The organism is Mucilaginibacter rubeus (assembly GCF_003286415.2).
GTDB classification, from domain to species: domain Bacteria; phylum Bacteroidota; class Bacteroidia; order Sphingobacteriales; family Sphingobacteriaceae; genus Mucilaginibacter; species Mucilaginibacter rubeus_A.
The window spans coordinates 3472397-3490464 of the sequence record NZ_CP043450.1; the positions used below are offsets into that span (position 1 = coordinate 3472397).

The 18068-nt window shown below is 41.7% G+C and carries 18 protein-coding genes; 5 read left to right on the forward strand and 13 right to left on the reverse strand.

Features of this window, described 5'->3' with window-relative positions; translation table 11 throughout:
* Positions 1-197 precede the first annotated feature (197 nt).
* The 3 genes from DEO27_RS13540 (at position 198) to DEO27_RS13550 (ending at position 1837) form a co-directional block, all read left to right on the forward strand.
* Complete coding sequence (locus DEO27_RS13540) at positions 198-428, forward strand: helix-turn-helix domain-containing protein (protein WP_112574379.1); 231 nt, start codon at positions 198-200, stop codon at positions 426-428.
* 106 nt (positions 429-534) lie between these two features.
* A complete protein-coding gene (locus DEO27_RS13545) occupies positions 535-927 on the forward strand; it encodes a DoxX family membrane protein (protein ID WP_091211342.1) in 393 nt (130 codons plus the stop codon).
* Between the two features lie 52 nt (positions 928-979).
* Positions 980-1837, forward strand: a complete 858-nt coding sequence (locus DEO27_RS13550; RefSeq protein ID WP_112574378.1) for a CPBP family intramembrane glutamic endopeptidase — start codon at positions 980-982, stop codon at positions 1835-1837.
* A 7-nt stretch (positions 1838-1844) separates the two neighbouring features.
* Here the strand turns inward: DEO27_RS13550 and DEO27_RS13555 are convergent, their stop codons facing one another.
* Both DEO27_RS13555 and DEO27_RS13560 read right to left on the reverse strand, forming a co-directional pair.
* On the reverse strand, positions 1845-2456 hold the full coding sequence (locus tag DEO27_RS13555; RefSeq protein ID WP_112574377.1) for a TetR/AcrR family transcriptional regulator: 612 nt from the start codon (positions 2454-2456) through the stop codon (positions 1845-1847).
* A gap of 55 nt (positions 2457-2511) precedes the next feature.
* A complete protein-coding gene (locus DEO27_RS13560) occupies positions 2512-4059 on the reverse strand; it encodes a DHA2 family efflux MFS transporter permease subunit (RefSeq protein ID WP_112574376.1) in 1548 nt (515 codons plus the stop codon).
* A gap of 246 nt (positions 4060-4305) precedes the next feature.
* Between DEO27_RS13560 and DEO27_RS13565 the strand changes: the two genes are divergently transcribed.
* Positions 4306-5994 carry a hypothetical protein gene (locus DEO27_RS13565; protein ID WP_190295410.1) on the forward strand — a complete coding sequence of 563 codons (1689 nt, stop codon included), beginning with the start codon at positions 4306-4308 and terminating at the stop codon, positions 5992-5994.
* Between the two features lie 68 nt (positions 5995-6062).
* Here DEO27_RS13565 and DEO27_RS13570 read toward each other — a convergent pair whose 3' ends face one another.
* From DEO27_RS13570 to DEO27_RS13580, 3 genes are all read right to left on the reverse strand, one after another.
* A complete protein-coding gene (locus tag DEO27_RS13570; protein WP_223818244.1) occupies positions 6063-6314 on the reverse strand; it encodes a hypothetical protein in 252 nt (83 codons plus the stop codon).
* 193 nt (positions 6315-6507) lie between these two features.
* Complete coding sequence (locus tag DEO27_RS13575; RefSeq protein ID WP_112574375.1) at positions 6508-6954, reverse strand: GNAT family N-acetyltransferase; 447 nt, start codon at positions 6952-6954, stop codon at positions 6508-6510.
* Between the two features lie 307 nt (positions 6955-7261).
* A complete protein-coding gene (locus tag DEO27_RS13580; RefSeq protein ID WP_112574374.1) occupies positions 7262-8245 on the reverse strand; it encodes an aldo/keto reductase in 984 nt (327 codons plus the stop codon).
* Between the two features lie 176 nt (positions 8246-8421).
* Between DEO27_RS13580 and DEO27_RS13585 the strand changes: the two genes are divergently transcribed.
* Complete coding sequence (locus tag DEO27_RS13585; protein WP_112574373.1) at positions 8422-9318, forward strand: helix-turn-helix domain-containing protein; 897 nt, start codon at positions 8422-8424, stop codon at positions 9316-9318.
* Positions 9319-9389: 71 nt separating this feature from the next.
* On the opposite strand, the gene DEO27_RS13590 is transcribed toward DEO27_RS13585, so the two are convergent.
* From DEO27_RS13590 to DEO27_RS13620, 8 genes are all read right to left on the reverse strand, one after another.
* Positions 9390-10064, reverse strand: a complete 675-nt coding sequence (locus tag DEO27_RS13590) for a peroxiredoxin (RefSeq protein WP_112574372.1) — start codon at positions 10062-10064, stop codon at positions 9390-9392.
* Between the two features lie 21 nt (positions 10065-10085).
* Positions 10086-10247 carry a hypothetical protein gene (locus DEO27_RS31425; protein WP_190295411.1) on the reverse strand — a complete coding sequence of 54 codons (162 nt, stop codon included), beginning with the start codon at positions 10245-10247 and terminating at the stop codon, positions 10086-10088.
* An 84-nt stretch (positions 10248-10331) separates the two neighbouring features.
* Complete coding sequence (locus DEO27_RS13595) at positions 10332-10973, reverse strand: Crp/Fnr family transcriptional regulator (RefSeq protein WP_112574371.1); 642 nt, start codon at positions 10971-10973, stop codon at positions 10332-10334.
* Positions 10974-11084: 111 nt separating this feature from the next.
* Positions 11085-12293: an FAD-dependent monooxygenase gene (locus DEO27_RS13600; protein ID WP_112574370.1), complete on the reverse strand. Its 1209-nt coding sequence runs from the start codon at positions 12291-12293 to the stop codon at positions 11085-11087.
* Positions 12294-12431: 138 nt separating this feature from the next.
* Positions 12432-15035, reverse strand: coding sequence for a phosphoenolpyruvate synthase (ppsA, locus tag DEO27_RS13605; protein WP_112574369.1), 2604 nt, complete (start codon positions 15033-15035; stop codon positions 12432-12434).
* Positions 15036-15172: 137 nt separating this feature from the next.
* Complete coding sequence (locus DEO27_RS13610; protein ID WP_112574368.1) at positions 15173-16189, reverse strand: phosphotransferase; 1017 nt, start codon at positions 16187-16189, stop codon at positions 15173-15175.
* A 13-nt stretch (positions 16190-16202) separates the two neighbouring features.
* Complete coding sequence (locus tag DEO27_RS13615) at positions 16203-16628, reverse strand: MarR family winged helix-turn-helix transcriptional regulator (RefSeq protein WP_112574407.1); 426 nt, start codon at positions 16626-16628, stop codon at positions 16203-16205.
* Between the two features lie 130 nt (positions 16629-16758).
* Positions 16759-17940, reverse strand: a complete 1182-nt coding sequence (locus tag DEO27_RS13620) for a GAF domain-containing sensor histidine kinase (protein ID WP_112574367.1) — start codon at positions 17938-17940, stop codon at positions 16759-16761.
* Positions 17941-18068: the final 128 nt, after the last annotated feature.

Genomic DNA, 18068 nt, shown 5'->3' on the forward strand with positions numbered 1-18068 from the left:
TAAGAACTACGAGGCACTTCGTCAGGCAGATTCGAACCCCTTAATAAACCAATACAAATTGCTGATTATCAAACAATTAATAACACCCCATTTTAGAGTACGATTAAAGTACAAAATCTGACTGTTTATTAACCTTTCCCCAATCCGAAGCATTTGTAATTACGTTTATCAATTAAACCATCCACCCAAAAAAAGAAATGCTTACCGAAAAACTTATAGCCAACAGGATCCGTGCAGTCAGGGAAGAAAAAAATTACACCCAGTTTTACGTAGCTTACAAACTCAATGTATCACAAAACACATTCAGCAAAATTGAGCTGGGCAACGTTAAGTTAACGCTGGCCAGGCTTATTGAAATAGCAAAGGTTTTGGAAGTTGACCTGATAGAGTTTCTAAGAGAAGAGTCGCTATATATTATAGCGCGATAAATTACTGTCGCGTACCGACCTTTTTCAGTTTATTTATAACCGATATTTTTAAATATAAGTTTGATCATTAATTTTCAATAAATTCAGCCCGGGTTATAAATCATTCATGAAAACTACAACGCTGATTTGCCGGGTGCTGCTCGGTTCACTTTACCTGATCTTCGGGCTCGACTACTTTTTGCACTTTATACCTTATCAGCCGTTGCACACCGGTAAAGCAGGCGCTTTTATAGCCGGTTTAAAAGGCACAGGTTATTTTTATCCCATGCAAAAAGTAATACAGATTGTAGGCGGCTTGTCATTGATGTTTAACCGCTATGCACCTTTTTCGGCCGTGGTATTGTTCCCCATCAGTTTAAATGTACTGCTATTCCATACCTTTTTAGTACCATCCGGATGGTTAATGGGCGTTACCCTTGTAGTTCCGAACTTGCTGCTGGGCTATGCCTACCGAAAATATTACAGCGGCATGTTTACCATGAAGGCGGTTGGCGAATAGCAGATTATTGAATCTACACCAACCTTAATTTTACCTTATCACAATATCCATCATGGACAATATCGACCTAAACGACGATTCATTTATTACCAATAATTTGGATAGCTCTCCGAAAATCGTGCCCGCTTACCCAAACTTAAAGTCGCTCGTAGGGTTATTTTTTATCCTGATCTTGTATATGCTAATTGGAGGCTTAATTGGAGGATTATTTCTATTTGAGACCAGGTATTTAGATGTCAGATCAATAAAGCCACTAATCAACTTAATATTATACGTTGGTTATTTGTTGTTCGCTATCAGGTATGCTATTAGAAAAGCAAAAAAGCAGGAACAAGCTCCTTTCAAAATTCGCTTTACCCGGATACCGTTCTTTTTAATACCAGTTCTTATTTTAACAACTGCAGCTATGCTTGTGGGTTTGGAATGGGTTTCAACCCTGTTACCGATGCCCGAATCAGTCCGTAAGTTTTTTGAAAAGAGTTTTACCAAAGATTTCTCCTCTCTGATAATGCTCGTTATTGCGGCTCCCGTACTTGAAGAGATATTTTGTCGTGGCATTGTATTGAAAGGCTTATTAAAGAACTATACGCCAAATAAAGCAATATTGATTTCCGCTTTATTTTTTGGGTTAATTCATCTAAATCCATGGCAGGCAATGACTGCTTCTTTGAGTGGTTTATTTCTTGGCTGGACCTACTATAAAACGCAATCGGTAATCCCGGGGATGATCATACATGCAACAATTAATGGAACATCCGCACTATCTCTGTTTTTGCCTGTTTTGCGCCAGCAATCTTTTTTAGCACTTTTGGGATGGCCTTATTACATTTTACTCTGGGGATTTTCAATAGTCATTTTTATCGGGGGATGTTGGATCATCAACAGAAACACAGTATCGGTTTCTGATTAAAAACACGCTACTCCCCTTTCAATATCTGTCCAATCCAAATCGGGATCAGTTTTTTCCGTTCCCTCATCATAGCCTCAAATTCAGCACCGTTGAAATAACCTGCTTCCAGTTGTTTTGGGCGCGATAGGAATGGAAAAACAATCATACCTGTAATATTCCACATCAGGTTAACCGGGTGAAATTTGATAACACCATCGGCCTGCATTGCGTAAAGCTGTTTAGCAAATACGGAGTTGGTTAGCGTTTTAAACTTTTCAACCATCGGCAAATTGGTTTGTCCGGCAAGTACCTCGTTTATCATAAAAAAGGGAAAATCCGGATTTTCCAGAAGCTGATCAATATAGTAGCCTACACAGGTTTCTATCTTCTGAATGGCTGTAGTAGTTTCATCATTTAAAACCGGCTCAACTTTATCAAAAAGCTTTTTAATGGTTTCATCCATGATGAACGCGAAAAGGTTTTCCTTACTGCGGAAGTAGTAATTAACCGACGCCACGTTGGTATTCGCTTCTGTCGCTATATCTCTTACAGTTGTAGCGAGGAACCCTTTTTTGGTAAAGATTGACCTTGCTGCATTCAGTATTTTCTCTTCGGTTGTTGTTTCGGCGGTTATAGTCATGGATGATATATGTTTTCAAATTTAGTCATTCAAAAACATATATCATCCGGAGGATTTAATGTGTATCGGCAACGGCCTTTTGACCTTTCACAATCGGCGCTAAAAATATCAGTGGAATTGCCGCCAGCATCACCCAGCCAACTACGATGTAGGCGTCATTATAACTCAACAATGTACTTTGCCTGTTAACCGTGCCGTCGATGGCTGCATAGGCCATTTTTGAAGCGTCAAAGAATGATTTTCCTTTAGCCATAAATCCATGTAACAAAGCATTATACCTATCAGTGAAATAGTTATTATATGGGTTAATATTAGATAAAAGGTTATTGCGGTGCGTAGCCACACGGATATGGATCAGCGTATTTAAACCGGCAATCCCAAACGAACCACCCAACTGACGCATCATATTGTTTAAACCCGTGCCCTGACCTATCTCCGGCCCCTTTAAGCCACCTATCGCGATAGTAGTAAGCGGCACAAAAAGCAAGGATAAACCGATACCCCTGATGGCTAAAGGCCAAAAGAAATCACCGGTACCGGAGGCCAGTGTTGAACCGCTCATAAACCAGGAGAAAACAAAGAACAATATCATGCCAAACACAGCCATAAACTGCGCTGGCAGGCCTTTATTAAGCATAATACCTACAAAAGGCATCATCATAATGGTGAACAAGCCACCGGGCAACAAGATCTCGCCGGTTTGTTGTGCCGAAAACCCAAGCAGGTTTTGACAAAAAACAGGGAACACGAACTGTGATCCGTACAAACCGACACCCAATATAAACGAGGTAACCATCCCCGCCGAAAAGCTTCGGTGCCGCATGATCTTGAAGTTAACAATAGGGTGATCTGTACTTAGCTCTCGCCATAAAAAAAGCAGCAAACCAATAACCGCGGTGCAAGTAAGTACGATGATATAAGTAGTGGCAAACCAGTCCTCATCCTCCCCTTTTTCCAATATGGTTTGTAAACTGCCTACCGTAATGGCCAGCAAGACAATTCCCCACCAGTCGATAGGTTTATCCTTCCCATCACGGGAAGTTACCTTTACATACATCACCGTAAATATGGCCGCCAGGATCCCTACAGGTATATTCACATAAAAAATCCAGCGCCAGGCGGCATGGTCTGTTATGTACCCACCAATAGTTGGGCCTATAGTTGGCCCAACAACCGCACCCAGCCCAAACAGCGCCGTAGCAGTACCCAATTGTTCGGCAGGCCATGTTTCGATAAGGATAGCCTGTGATGTTGAAAGCAAACCGCCGCCTGCTAAGCCCTGTAAAATTCTGAAAGTAACAAGCTCAGTTAAACTATGAGCATTACCACATAAAAACGAGGCGATGGTAAATACAATAATGGAGGTTAAAAAGTAATTTTTGCGTCCGAAAAAGCTGCTCAGCCAGCCCGACATAGGCAAAATGATAACGTTTGCCACGCTATACCCGGTAACTACCCAGGCAGCATCTGTTATGGTGGCCCCCAGGTTACCTTGAATCTGAGGAATAGAAACGTTAACTATGGTGGTATCTATTAATTCTAACAATGAAGCGATAATCACCGTGATAGTAATTATCCACTTTTTAAATCCTGACTCGGCCATTTGATAAAAGTTTTGTGTTCTTTAAATAACGGGTCAAAATTAATCAATCGTTTGATTAAAACATTTGTTTAAAACACATGCATAGTTTTATTACGCTTTGGTGACAGGCAACTTTAAACCGAACTGTTATAAGACAGTTCAGGACAGTTGAGCTTTTTGTTATAAATAGCTTAGCTTACCATTATAGGCTTTAACCAAGGTTATTTTATAACCCTGTTATTGTTAACTAATCACGCCACCTTTGCCATGAAAAACTATTCCAATATTTTCCTAATTATTATTGCCGGTATTTTTTGCATCTGTATATCAGGATGGCTTCCCTCCTACGGCCAAACTACTCCTGCAAAAGAGCCTTCGACACCAAGGATAGTTAACATCGTTAATTTCATTCGCTTGCTTGAACCACGTGACCCGGCTATTACCGAGGATGTGCTTTACCAAACCGTAGTAAAGCAAGTGGAGATCATGAAAAAATATAAACTTGGTGGCACGTTCCTTCTACAGTATGATGCGCTGATGAATCCCCGATATCAGAAACTATTAAAAGCTTTACCGCGCGATTCATTCGAGATTGGCGCCTGGTGGGAAATCCCCCAGCCACAAGTTGAAAAAGCAGGAATGAAATGGCGTGGCCGTTACCCCTGGGACTGGCGCGCAAACATTGGTTTTTCTACCGGATACACACCCAAAGAGCGCGAAAAACTGATAGATGTTTACATGACCGATTTCAAAAAGATCTTTGGCTATTATCCAAAATCTGTTGCTTCGTGGTTTATTGATAGCTACAGCCTGGAATACATGTACCAGAAATATCATATTGTAGCATCGGCCAATTGCAAAGACCAATATGGTACAGATGGTTATACCTTATGGGGAGGTTATTGGAACCAGGCCTATTATCCCAGCAAGATCAACTCATACATGCCTGCACAAAACGCCGTCAATCAAATCCCCGTACCTATTTTCAGGATGTTAGGCAGCGACCCGATTCGGCAGTACGATAACGGACTTGGCACAACACGCCAGGGGGTAGTAACACTGGAACCCGTTTATAAATTTGGCGGCGGCGATGCAGATTGGGTAAACTGGTTTTTTAAATCATTTACCGATGACAAGGCACTCGGCTTTAACTACACGCAAGCAGGCCAGGAAAATTCATTTACGTGGGATGCCATGGCAAAAGGTTTTGAAATCCAGATGCCTTTGATTGCACGGCTGAGGGATGAGCACAAGATCAGGCTGGAAACCATGGAAACATCAGGCCGCTGGTTTAAAAAGCAGTATAAAGTAACCCCATCTACATCATTTACCGTAAGCCATGACCTTGGCGAAAGTGACCTGAAAACCGTTTGGTTTAACAGCCGTTTTTACCGCGTTAACCTGTTATGGGAGAAGGGCAATCTGCGTATCCGCGACCTTCACCTGTTTGATGAAAACTTCCCATCAGTTTATACCAAGCAGGTAGCCACATCAAACGAATGCACGTTTTTCACTTTGCCGGTGATTGATGGTTATATCTGGAGTAAACCCGATCAGATTGCCGGGCTAAGACTCAAGGCTTTAATTAATGGCGATGAAGTTCTGCTGGTCGGGAAAGACCCGGTTTATACCCATCCAACATCCGGTAGTTTGCATATATCATGGCCCCTGACAACCATTAAAGGCACTTTGGAGATAGACCTGAACGAAAAGCAATTATCCATGAAACTGGTAAGCGCACAAACTAACAACTGGTATTTTGATATGACTACTGCCGCCGGAACAAAATTGCCTTTTGAAACCGTCAGCGACAAGCAGATTAATTGCCGCTTTGAGGAAACACCATATGCTTTTAAAGCAATAAAAGGCACTTTTTCCGAACCAGGAAACGGAGCAGCATTTCGACTAAAACCTCAGGGCAATAATATCGTTCTCGATCTGTCGTCAATTAAATAATAATAGTAAAAGCTAATGGATAGCTTTAGGCTTTACGCATTCCGCTTTAAGCTTGTATACAAGCTTTATCAAAAGAACTCGCCAAAATGCCAGAGTATGCCGGAGGGATCGTGCAGAAAGCATTCCCTCCCCCAATGATCTACCCTGATGGGAGTTAATCGCACACCCGCATATTTGGCAGGCAGGTTTAAAGCCACCAACTCGTTCCAATAGCGATCAACATCATCCACCTCTAAAAAAAGCATGGTGTTGTCTATCCAGTCTTTAACGTAGGCATTCTGCAGGTAAAAAGCGAGCTGACCGGTTTTAAATACCGGCATCCAGTACAACCTCTTCAAAACCCAGGTCGCGATAAAAACTGCGGGATATTTCAAAATCTTTAGCGCCGATAAACGGCCTGAGCGATGTTGCCTTGTGTTGCATATTTGCAGCTTAAATATTGGCTGATGCCGGTTAACAAATAATTAAAAACTAAATTACCTGATTATTGCCGGTTTTCATAATTGCCCATTGTTAAAGCGTTAATTCAAATACACAATACTCCTCATTTCGCCCTACGTAGGTAAAACCTAACCTTTTACAGATATTTACTGCTTTTGTATTATCAGCATTTACCTCGGTACGGCATTTTTTAAAGCCTTTTAGTGTTAAATCTTTCACTGCAAATTCAACAAGCCTGCGGCCATATCCCATCCGTTTAGTTGAGGGGTCTATGATCAGCATCGAAATAAATCCAATTTTATTAACGTAATCGTTAGCGTAATAAGCTAAAAAACCAAGTAAGGCATCTTGTGCCATAATGGTTATGATAGATGCCCTATCAATAAGTTTGTCAATGTAACCATCCAGATCCCCCACTTCAAACAAACCACTTTCGTCGTTGATCATGAGGTTCATCAGATCATAAATTTTCGGTTTAAGGTAAGAGCTTTGTTCAATCATAATCGGTTCAAATTTCATTTAGTGAAAAAATCATTTAAAATCGGTTATATCAGCTCAGGGGAGCGGCAACAATACAGAAACGTTAATATCCGGATGGTATATTAACAGGGTACAGAAATCAATAGTAGCGATGTAAAGGTGACTGATATTTAGATTATGAGCCTAATTTATAGGTATGCTTTTAAACAAACAAGGAATATAAAACAATGAGATTAAATTGTAAACACGCTGCATACAGGCTTTACAGTATCTGTAAACCGGTTTCACAAAACAAAAAAGGCATGAAGTATATCCTTCATGCCTGCTCCGGTAATTCAATTATAAATTATTTTCCGACCCTTTTTTGCAGATGCTCAGGGTAGCGTGCGCCTTCTATCTTAATTTCTGAGGCAGCTTTTTCGATCTGGCTCAGATCATCGGCTGTTAATATTATATCTACAGCGCCAAGGTTTTCTTCCAGGCGATGCAATTTAGTGGTTCCGGGGATAGGAGCTATCCATGGTTTTTGAGCCAATAACCAGGCTAATGCTATTTGAGCAGGAGTAGCTTGCTTTTCCCGCGCTATTCTGATAAGCAGGTCAACCATTGCCTGGTTTGCTGCCCTTGCGTCGGGAGCAAAACGTGGTACAATGTTTCTGAAGTCTATTTTATCAAAAGATGTGTTTTCGTTGATCGCGCCTGTTAAAAAGCCTTTTCCGAGCGGACTAAACGGAACAAATCCAATACCTAACTCTTCCAGCAAAGGCATGACCTCTTCTTCAGGTTCACGCCACCATAGGGAGTATTCGCTTTGTAAAGCGGCTACCGGCTGCACCGCGTGTGCCCTGCGGATGGATTGCGCACCGGCTTCTGATAAACCAAAGTGTTTAACCTTTCCTTCCTGTATCAGGTCTTTAACTGTCCCTGCAACCTCCTCAATAGGTACATTAGGGTCAACACGATGTTGATAGAACAGGTCGATACGATCGGTTTTTAATCTTTTAAGCGATGCTTCGGCAACTTCCCTGATACGTTCAGGACGGCTATCCATACCGTCGCCTGGTTTGCCATCTTTGAAACCAAATTTAGTAGCTATAACCAGTTTATCGCGGTAAGGGGCAAGTGCCTCGCCCAAAAGCTCTTCGTTTGTAAAAGGACCATAAGCCTCTGCCGTATCAAAAAAGGTAACGCCTTTTTCAACCGCGGCATGCAGTAGTTTAACAGCATCTTTTAAATCGGTTGCCGGGCCGTAACCAAAGCTTAAACCCATACAGCCTAATCCCAGTTCGGATACCTCGAGGCCGCTATTACCTAATTTTCTCGTTTTCATATATTTAGTAAATTAAACAGATCATCATTCTAATTAACAACACAAAGGTGGGATGTATTTTTAAAGCAACTGTTATACCAATTACTGTATTGCTTACCAATATCACTGATTAAGACATTAATATAAGGCAAACCTTAAAAGAAGGTTTAACTTTGATATAATTGAAAGGGATAGTTATGGAAAATATCATTAAGGTGGACACGATAAGCCAGTTCAACGCGCTCAACAACCATGAAACGCTTCATCCGCTTATCAATATTGTTGATCTGTCGAAAGCAGATATACGCCTGAATCGCCGCGTCAACTATAACTTTTATACCGTATTTTTAAAAGAGATTAAATGCGGCGACCTGAAGTATGGTTGCAATTACTATGATTACCAGGAAGGTTCGTTGATATTTGTCGGCCCCGGACAAGTGATAGGTCAGGAAGACAATGGTGAGTACTATCAGCCAAGAGGCCAGGCATTGGTTTTTCATCCAGATCTAATCAGGGGCACCTCACTTGGCCGCCATATTCAGGATTATACCTTTTTTTCGTACGATGTACACGAGGCGCTGCATTTATCAGAAAGTGAAAGAAAGATCATTACTGATTGCTTTGAAAAGATAAGGTACGAACTTGAACACGCTATAGACAAACACAGCAAAACACTGATTGTAAGCAATATTGAATTGTTCCTGAATTATTGTCAACGTTTTTATGACCGCCAGTTCATCACCCGTGATCTTGCACATAAAGGTGTATTACAAAAGTTTGAAAACTTGCTGGATAGTTATTGGACATCAGATAAACCAACTACCATAGGTTTGCCCTCAGTTGGTTATTGCGCAGACCAGTTAAACCTGTCGGCCAATTACTTTGGCGATCTTATTAAAAAAGAAACCGGAAAATCGGCGCAGGAGTATATCCAATCAAAAGTAATTGATGTCGCCAAGGAGAAGATCTTTGACACCAGTAAGTCGCTAAGCGAGATTGCATATGGCTTAGGCTTTAAATACCCGCAGCATTTCACGCGTTTATTCAAGCAGCGTGTCGGATACTCTCCTATTGAATACCGCTCGTTAAATTAATATTCCAATGCAAAGCGCGCATGTCCGGGCAAAAAATGCGCGCTTTGCAGATGGATTTCTCTTTAAAAGAATTAATTCATAACAGTTTCACCGGGTTGCGCTACTATACGCAGGTAAGGCTTAACGGTTTTCCAGCCGTTGGGAAATTTTTCTTTGGCCTCTTCGTCAGATACGGCAGGCACAATGATTACATCTTCGCCGTTTTTCCAGTTTACCGGTGTAGCTACTTTGTAACCTGCTGTTAGTTGCAACGAATCCAGCACACGCAATATCTCATCAAAATTGCGCCCTGTAGCCATTGGATAAGTGAGCATCAGTTTAATTTTTTTATCCGGACCTATAATAAACACAGAGCGTACGGTTTGATTGGTAGCAGCAGTGCGTCCCTCTGAGGTTCCTGGTTCATCGGCAGGTAACATATCGTATAATTTTGCTATAGCCAGGTCAGGATCACCTATCATGGGGTAGTTTACCGCATATCCCTGTGTTTCGTGGATATCTTTTGCCCATTCGGCATGACGAACAACCGGATCGACACTTAAACCAATCACTTTACAATTACGCTGTTGAAATTCGGGGGCAAGTTTAGCCATGTAGCCCAGTTCGGTAGTGCAAACAGGGGTGAAATCTTTAGGGTGCGAAAAAAGAATTGCCCAGCCACCACCTATCCAATTATGAAAATTGATAGTTCCTTCAGTTGTTTCTGCCTGAAAATCGGGAGCTGTGTCGTTTAGTCTGATACTCATGATGTTTATAGTTTTAGATGGTTAAAAAATAAATTGATCGTCTTTACAGGTCGTAAGGTTTACAGAGCCAATAAAATGGATAAATTTTACAAGCATATTCCTACAAAAACCAGCAGGGATTTTAAATCCTGCAAATGGTTTTACATTAAAACTTACAGTGGGTTGAAGGGCTTGAGTTTTCATGGTCTGTTGCTTTTGACATAACAAAGATGCAACAGAAAGCAGGGCATATTTTGTAACAAAGGATACAATTGCCTGTAACAAAGGTTACAATTCGCTCAGTAATTTGATCTGGTTGTAGTAAAGCAGCAATTTATTATCAGTTTCCAGTTTCTTCAGCAGGCGAGATACAACAACCCGGCTTGTCCCCAGGTCGTCACCAATTTGCTGATGGGTTAAGTTAATGAGTGAAGAGCCGGTTGTTTTAGCCTTTTCCTTGAGATAATTAACCAGGCGATCATCCAATTTTTTAAAAGCTATATCATCAATGCTTTTCAGGATCTCGGTAAAACGGTTCAATATAGTTTGCATTACAAAACGTTTCCAGGTTGGGTATTTTATCATCCATCCGTCCATCACATCCATAGGTACGCAAAGTAATTCACTGTCCTCCTCGGCAGTCCCTCTGATCACGCTGAAATGCGACATCATACAGCAGGTAAATGTCATGGCACAACTCTCGCCCTCTTTAACATAATACAACAGTATTTCCTGCCCCTCGTCATTTACCCGACTTACTTTGAATGTACCGCTTAACAGCAGCGGAACCGCACGAATGGTTTGCCCCGGATTAAGCATGGTATCGCCGCCTTTTACATTCATTAGCATAGAACTGGCTTCAAGTTCGGTTAATAATGCGGGTTCAAATGTGGTTTCAAACTTTTTAACGGCGGCTTTTACATCAAACATTGTCATAGGTTTTTAGGAAACCTAAATTAGGTAAATTATAACATTTCAGGATGATAAGTGCCGTTGTGTGAAGTAAATTGTATAAGTAAAATCAATAAAATGATTTTAATATTAATACACTGTATCAGCTAAGACTCCCATTTGCTCATAATTGGGTAAAACGATGGCATTTGCAGCTTTTAACGGCATTTCAATCATCATATTTTTCCATGGGGTATGAGGCAGTATTTTCCAGATCTGACGGCTCATCCATAGTTTGAACGTGGTTTGCGGTACAAACCATTCGGCCCCTTCTGCCAGTTTCTGGCACGCAGTTGTTAAGGGACGCATTTTTGTTTCATAGTTCTTAAAGGCAATTAAATGATCTCCGGCTGAGGCTTGCAATTCGCCTGCCAAAATGTAGGCACCAACTACGGCCATGCTGGTACCCATACCCGACATTGGTGATGCACAATAACCGGCATCGCCCAACAATCCAACCCTGCCTTTACTCCAGCGATCCATCCTGATCTGGCTTACCGAATCAAAATAAAAATCAGGCGCTTCATCCATCAGCTTTAACAGTTGAGGTACCTGCCACTGCTCGTTGCCAAACCTGCTGCGGATCATCTCTTTTTGCTGTGCGAGATCCCTGTAATTATAATCGAGTTTTGGCGATGCGAAGTAAAAGGAGGCACGGGCTTCGGTATCTTCTTTGGCACTAAACACACCTACCCTTTTGCCCAATGTACCATAGTATAAACCTGCCATATCTTTGAGGTTCATAAAATTAGGCGTACTGAAAATGGCAAAGTAAATATTCAGGTGGTGCATAAACCGCGATTCTTCGCCAAAAGTCAGGGTCCGTACATTGGAATGTAATCCATCGGCACCGACAAGCAGGTCAAAACGCCGTGTTTCGCCGTTGCTAAAGCTTACATCAACACCATCGGAATCTTCTTGTAGAGCGGTGATACTATTATCAAACAAGTATTCGGTATCGTTTTTTGTCGCTTCGTAAAATACGCCCGCCAGATCTCCGCGCATAATTTCCAATTCGCCACTGGTGAAAGCGTCGGGCATACTGGCCAACTTTTTATTATTTTTATTTACGATAGTGATTTTACCAGAGCGGGTTTCATGTTTTTTGATAGCATCGATTAGGTCCATTTGCTCCAAAACCTGCATGGCGGGCCCGCGAAAATCAACAGCGTAGCCACCGGGCCTGATGCCGGGCGCACGTTCAACAATGGTTACTTCAAAGCCATAACGATTGAGCCAGTAAGCCAAGGCAGGCCCGGCAACGCTGGCGCCTGAAATCAATATTTTATTTGCTTTCATGGCACCAAAACTATGGTAGAGCTATAAGCAGGGCAACCACAAACAGGTTAATCAATAAGGTTAATCGGTAAAAGCATGCTTTTTAACGGTGAAGTTGAGTAACACCCGCTTTTATCCTTTTCCCATGACTATTTCGACTCACAGTATCTCGACAAACCCATCCGTTCCATTCACCCTGATCCGCTGCCCGTCTTTAATTAGTTTGGTAGCATCCTCAACACCCACTACTGCCGGTAAGCCATATTCGCGGGCTATCACAGCGCCATGGGTCATCAGGCCGCCAACTTCGGTAACAAGGCCTTTTATGGATACAAATAAGGGTGTCCAGCTGGGATCAGTAAACGTGGTGATCAATATATCGCCTTCTTCCAGTTCGGCATTTTCCATGTTTAAGATAACCCGCGCCCTCCCCTCAATAACCCCGGCAGAAACAGCTAAACCAACCATAGCCCCAACCGGAAAATCTTCACGGTTGTACTTACCCGAAATAATTTCGCCATCGGAAGTAATAACCCGCGGCGGGTTTAGCTTTTCATGTAGTGCGTGCTCAATTTTTCGTTGAAGGATAAGCTTATAATCTAACTTTCCAGTGCTTACAACACCTCTAAACTCTTCAAAACTGAGGTAATAAACATCTTCTTTCTTATGTATAATACCGGCTTGCATGAGCGGCTCAGCTTGTTTCAGTAATGCCTGCTTATAAACCCATAAGCGACAAACAATGCTATACTTCGGATATTCACGATACCCGGCAAAATTCCGAATCAGCCCGATCTGTTGTTTTGTTTCTTCAGCCTTTTGCTCTCCATCGGGTAATTGCATCAATTGCTCTATTAACCCCTGTTCTTTTCTTAAAGCCGCTTGTAACCCCATTTCAAATTTTTGCTTACCCGCGCCAGGCTCAAAATTTTTAATATTATTGAGGATTATCGGGATAAGCGTAACCGGCTTTTCCATCCAGCGGGCTTGGGTAACATCAATTTCGCCGGCACAATGCATTCCGTATTTATCAAGATAGGAATTGATAGCAACCAAGGATTCTTGTCCACCGTTAAGGATCGCCAGCCCGTTAAAAAAATCATCTTTCGCTTGTTGCAGATAATTAATTACTTCCGGGTAAGGACGAATTACATCGGCAACATCCAATAACTCAAGACCCATTTCTGAGGTGATATTGTTTGCTACCGATTGTGAAAGTATATCTGCGGCATTCTTTTCCCCCAACCACTCCTGCATTTTTTCATTAATCCATAACGTGGCATTCATGCCAGCCATAATAGCTGCAATGCTTTGCGGGGCAAATAGTTCTTTCCTCATTTCCTGAAGGTCTTCCAGGATAAAATCAAACAGATCGGTTTCTGACTTAGCCTGAATAGTTTGCTTTAAGGTTTCTAAGGATGACTGACTGCTTCGGATCAATTCGGCAGCAATTGCCGGGTCATTGGCTACTTGCGGCGGCTGTGCCCAGGTTGCAACCTTTTTGTTTTTAGTGGAATCCGGCTCTTCTTCCGGTAACATCTTTACAAAATCGCCACGATCTATGAGTGTGGTTACCGCATCTTTTATAAGCGGATCATGCTGCCCCATTGCTTTTAATAAAGCCGCTCTGCCTGTTGCAGAAGCCAAACTATCAGCCACATCAACAAACAATCTTCCGCCAGCTTTATACATGGGCCGGGCGGCTGTTAGTTGCCATAAAGATAGCCCTAAAGGCCTCATAGCATCGGTCATCATTTGTTGGTGACCTACGGATATAAAAACGTGATTCTCCCCGTCGTTAATTTCAGGAACAGGATATAAAGTAGTAATCGGCCGGCTTTGTACAATATAGAAAGTATCATTAGCTATGCACCATTCGATATCCTGCGGACTGTTGAAGTGCTCTTCGATCATCCTGCCGATGGTATTCAGCCGCAAAATCTGCTTATCCGTCAGTACCTGATCATGCTGCAACTCGGGTTCAATCCGCTGCTCTTCGGTACCGCCATCTTTTAAAGCATAAACAGCCAGTTTCTTAGCCGGTACTTTCTTATCGATGATGTTGCCATCGCGAACTTTATAATTATCGGCATTCACCAGACCAGATACCATGGCCTCTCCAAGCCCAAAGCCTGCATCAACAGAAAGTATCTTCCGGTTACCGTTGACGGGATCGGCAGTGAATAAAATCCCCGAAGCATGTGGAAAAACCATCTGCTGAACAACTACAGCAAGCTGTACTTTACGATGATCAAAACCGTTTTGGATACGATAGGTCACCGCCCTATCGGTAAATAACGATGCCCAGCACTTGCTTATGTGTTTCAGGATGGCGGTATTCCCGATGACATTCAAATATGTATCCTGCTGCCCGGCAAAAGAAGCCGTTGGCAGATCTTCTGCCGTAGCACTTGACCTTACAGCAAACGCAGTGTTTTTATCAAACTTTGAGAGATAGCAGGCAACTTCTTCAGCTACAGCTTCGGGAACAGGTACAGTTTCAACTACAGCCCGAATCTTTGCGCTGATCTCATTAATAATTCCCCTATCATCGGCTTTGGCATGTGATAGCTGACTCAACAGATCATTAAACTCCAGATTGTTTTCCGTTATGATTTTATAAGCTTCCGTGGTAATGCAGAAGCCGTCAGGTACTTCAATTTCTTCAATCCCCGACAGCTCGCCCAAATTAGCCCCCTTGCCGCCAACCAAGGCAAGTTTTGAAATATCTGCATCCCGAAAACCGATCACATAATAGCCCATATTTTTTCTGTTAGCTTGATTAACAAGCCGAAAATAATGAGCTAATGATAACTTTTACAGGCTTTTGAAGTATATTTTTTTATACGCAATAAGCATGCAAACAACACGTTATCTTTACAACGAAGCGTAAAAAAATCTTAAGTCATTTGAGCAATAGATGCGACAAATCGCGGAGACCGCATACTGTTCAGCGCTTCATTAATTAAAGCTTTACCAAATAGTAATTGGCCTTCGTAAGAAGCAAGGCTTATCTCTCCTGTGCCTAAGTTTTCTTTTACATTTTTCAGGCTGATGCCCTCCATATCCGGATCATGAGCTGTACCGCTATTTGACATATACGCCAGTTTAAACATTAACATAGCATAAACCAACCTGCATATTTGGCGCATCAGAAAAAACCGTGCTTTATGATAATTTGTTAAGCCATTTCCAAAGTAGCTTTCAAGAAAAACGTTTTCATGTTCGTCATTAGCAACATAAAAATTTGCTGTTATAGCCAGATCAACGTAGCGGTCGTTTGTAAAAGCTGCGTCCCAATCAATAATCCATATTTTTTCGCCATCAAAAACCATGTTATTGGGATTAAGATCATTATGACTAAAAACCTTATCAGCATCATTCCATGGATAGTATTTTCTAATTTCATCATAATAGGCAAAACACTCGTCAAAAGCCACTCCCGTTAACATCCCCGAAGTTTTAAACTGAGCGATAAGGCCGTCAATTGTATCCAATAAACTATTTTCGGTTGGTAAGGCCGGTAGCTCGTGCATACGTTTGATTGTTTTTGAAATTTCGGGTAACAAAACTTCTGGCGACTTGTAAACAGCTTGCAATGGTATGTTTTTTATAAACCCAGTGATGGTTACACCTGCTGCTTTATTCAAATAATAAACCCGCGGAGCAATGCCTGCTTCAGCGGCAACTTCCATGCAACTGATACTCGGAGTTTTTACAATACCTGAAGAACTATCGACTTTTAAAATATAGGATTGATTGTTAACCACAATTTTAAATACGGAGGATGCTGATAAGCCTCCAGCCAGTAAAATTATCTCTGCCACCGTGGTTGTACCAAAAGTTTGTGATAACGCGCTTTCAACTGCTAATAAACTTGAAGCAGGGATAATGGAATTTAGTGTTTGCGATTGCATTTGTAACAGGCAATTAGGTGATGTTACCGCCAAGTTTGGCGAGGATATTTGTTAACGAAGTAATATCTTTTGATTCTTTAGCAGGTATAATTTCAAGCGCAAGGGCATTGGCTGTCTTTTCTGCATCAGTAAACAATTGCTTGCCGGCAGGGGTAAGTACTACATAACTCACTCTTGCATCGCGTTCGTTAGCTTCGCGCGTTACCAATCCTATTTTTTCCATTGGCAACAGCATGCGTGTTATCCCGGAAGCAGTTATTCCGATTTTATCGGCTAAATCTATTCTCCGCGCCTTTCCCTCTTCCGATTGCTGCAAAAGATAGAGAATCACAAATTCGGTAAATCCGATGCCATGCATATTCAGGCGGTCAAATCTGCGGGCTATGACGGCTTGCACTTTCGCAAGGTTTATTAGTGTTTTGAGTGATGGATTAATCATTAACATATACTTGACTACTCAATGATTTTACAAGTATAAATATATTTCGGCAGATCACCGCGGTTAAATATTCATTAGCATGAAAATTAAAAAGATTCGATTATGACAGGTACCAATTCCGACACCTTATTTATACCGGCAATGTGAACCAGAAAGTGCTGCCCCTGCCCTGCTCGCTTTCAACGCCAATTTCGCCGCCGTGCTGTTTAACAATTTCAGAACTTATATATAAACCTAATCCAAGACCGGCCTGCGGAGCTCCGTTTTCAGAACGGAAATAGCGCTTAAATATATGTGGTAGCTGATCAGGATCAATGCCTGGCCCTTTATCCGACACTTCAATGCGAACATGATCAGACAACCGGGAAATCCGGATCAAAATGATCCTGGAGTCCGGGGCATATTTCATTGCATTTTCTATAAGGTTAACAAGTACCTGTTCTACCCTTTCCTCATCAGCAACAACCCGAACAGATAAATCACCTTCAATATCCAGCTCGTGTTTACCCGAAACCTTAAGCAAATCACAACAATGATTAATGAGTTTGCCTAAATCAAAATATGTTTTGTTTAAACTGTATTTACGCGCCGCAAGTCTGCTGGCGTCAAATAAGTCGTTTACCAGGAAAGCCAATTTGTTTACGCTCCTGTTGGCCTGCTCTATCATTGCTTTTTGCAGGGCAACCGCGCCTTCATCCTGATGGGTATGTAAAATCTGAACCGCAGCTTTTAACGCTGTCACCGGGGTGCGCATCTCATGGCTGGCTACGGCAATAAATTCGTCCCGCTGCTGAAGCAAAGCAAGGTTTTCAGACCTTAGCTGTGTTTGTTCCATTGCCACATCCGCAAGCTTTTTTAATAGCTTTCTTTCTTTTTCGGTAAGCGAGCGGGGCTCCATGTCAATTAAACATAATGTACCGATGATAAAACCATCTGGAGTAATGATGGGCGCTCCGGCATAAAAACGGATTCGCAGTTTATCTACAACATAAGGGTGATTAACAAAAAGTTCATGTTGATGAGTATCCTCAACCAGGAGCAAATCCGGCTGCAAAATGGCTACAGCGCAAAAACCTTCATTACGGCTTACATATTGAATACCGTTCAGGCCTACTTCGGCTTTAATAAACTCTGTATCAGAATTTAAAAACGAAATATGACTGATTGGGCATGAGAACAATTCGCATGCAAGCTCACATATACTATCGAAGGCTTTTTCGCGGTGTGAATTAAATATCTGATAGCGTTCAAGCGCGGCAACTCGTTCCGCATCATTATCCGGTATCAGGTTAATTCCATAAACGTTGTCCATAAAGCGGTTATAGGTTTCTCAAAAGCTAATATATTATTTATTAATTAAAATACTTCATAAAATACTTAATAAATACACTACATCATTTTAATTCCTTTTAAAAACTTCGATTATTCTGTGAGACAGCA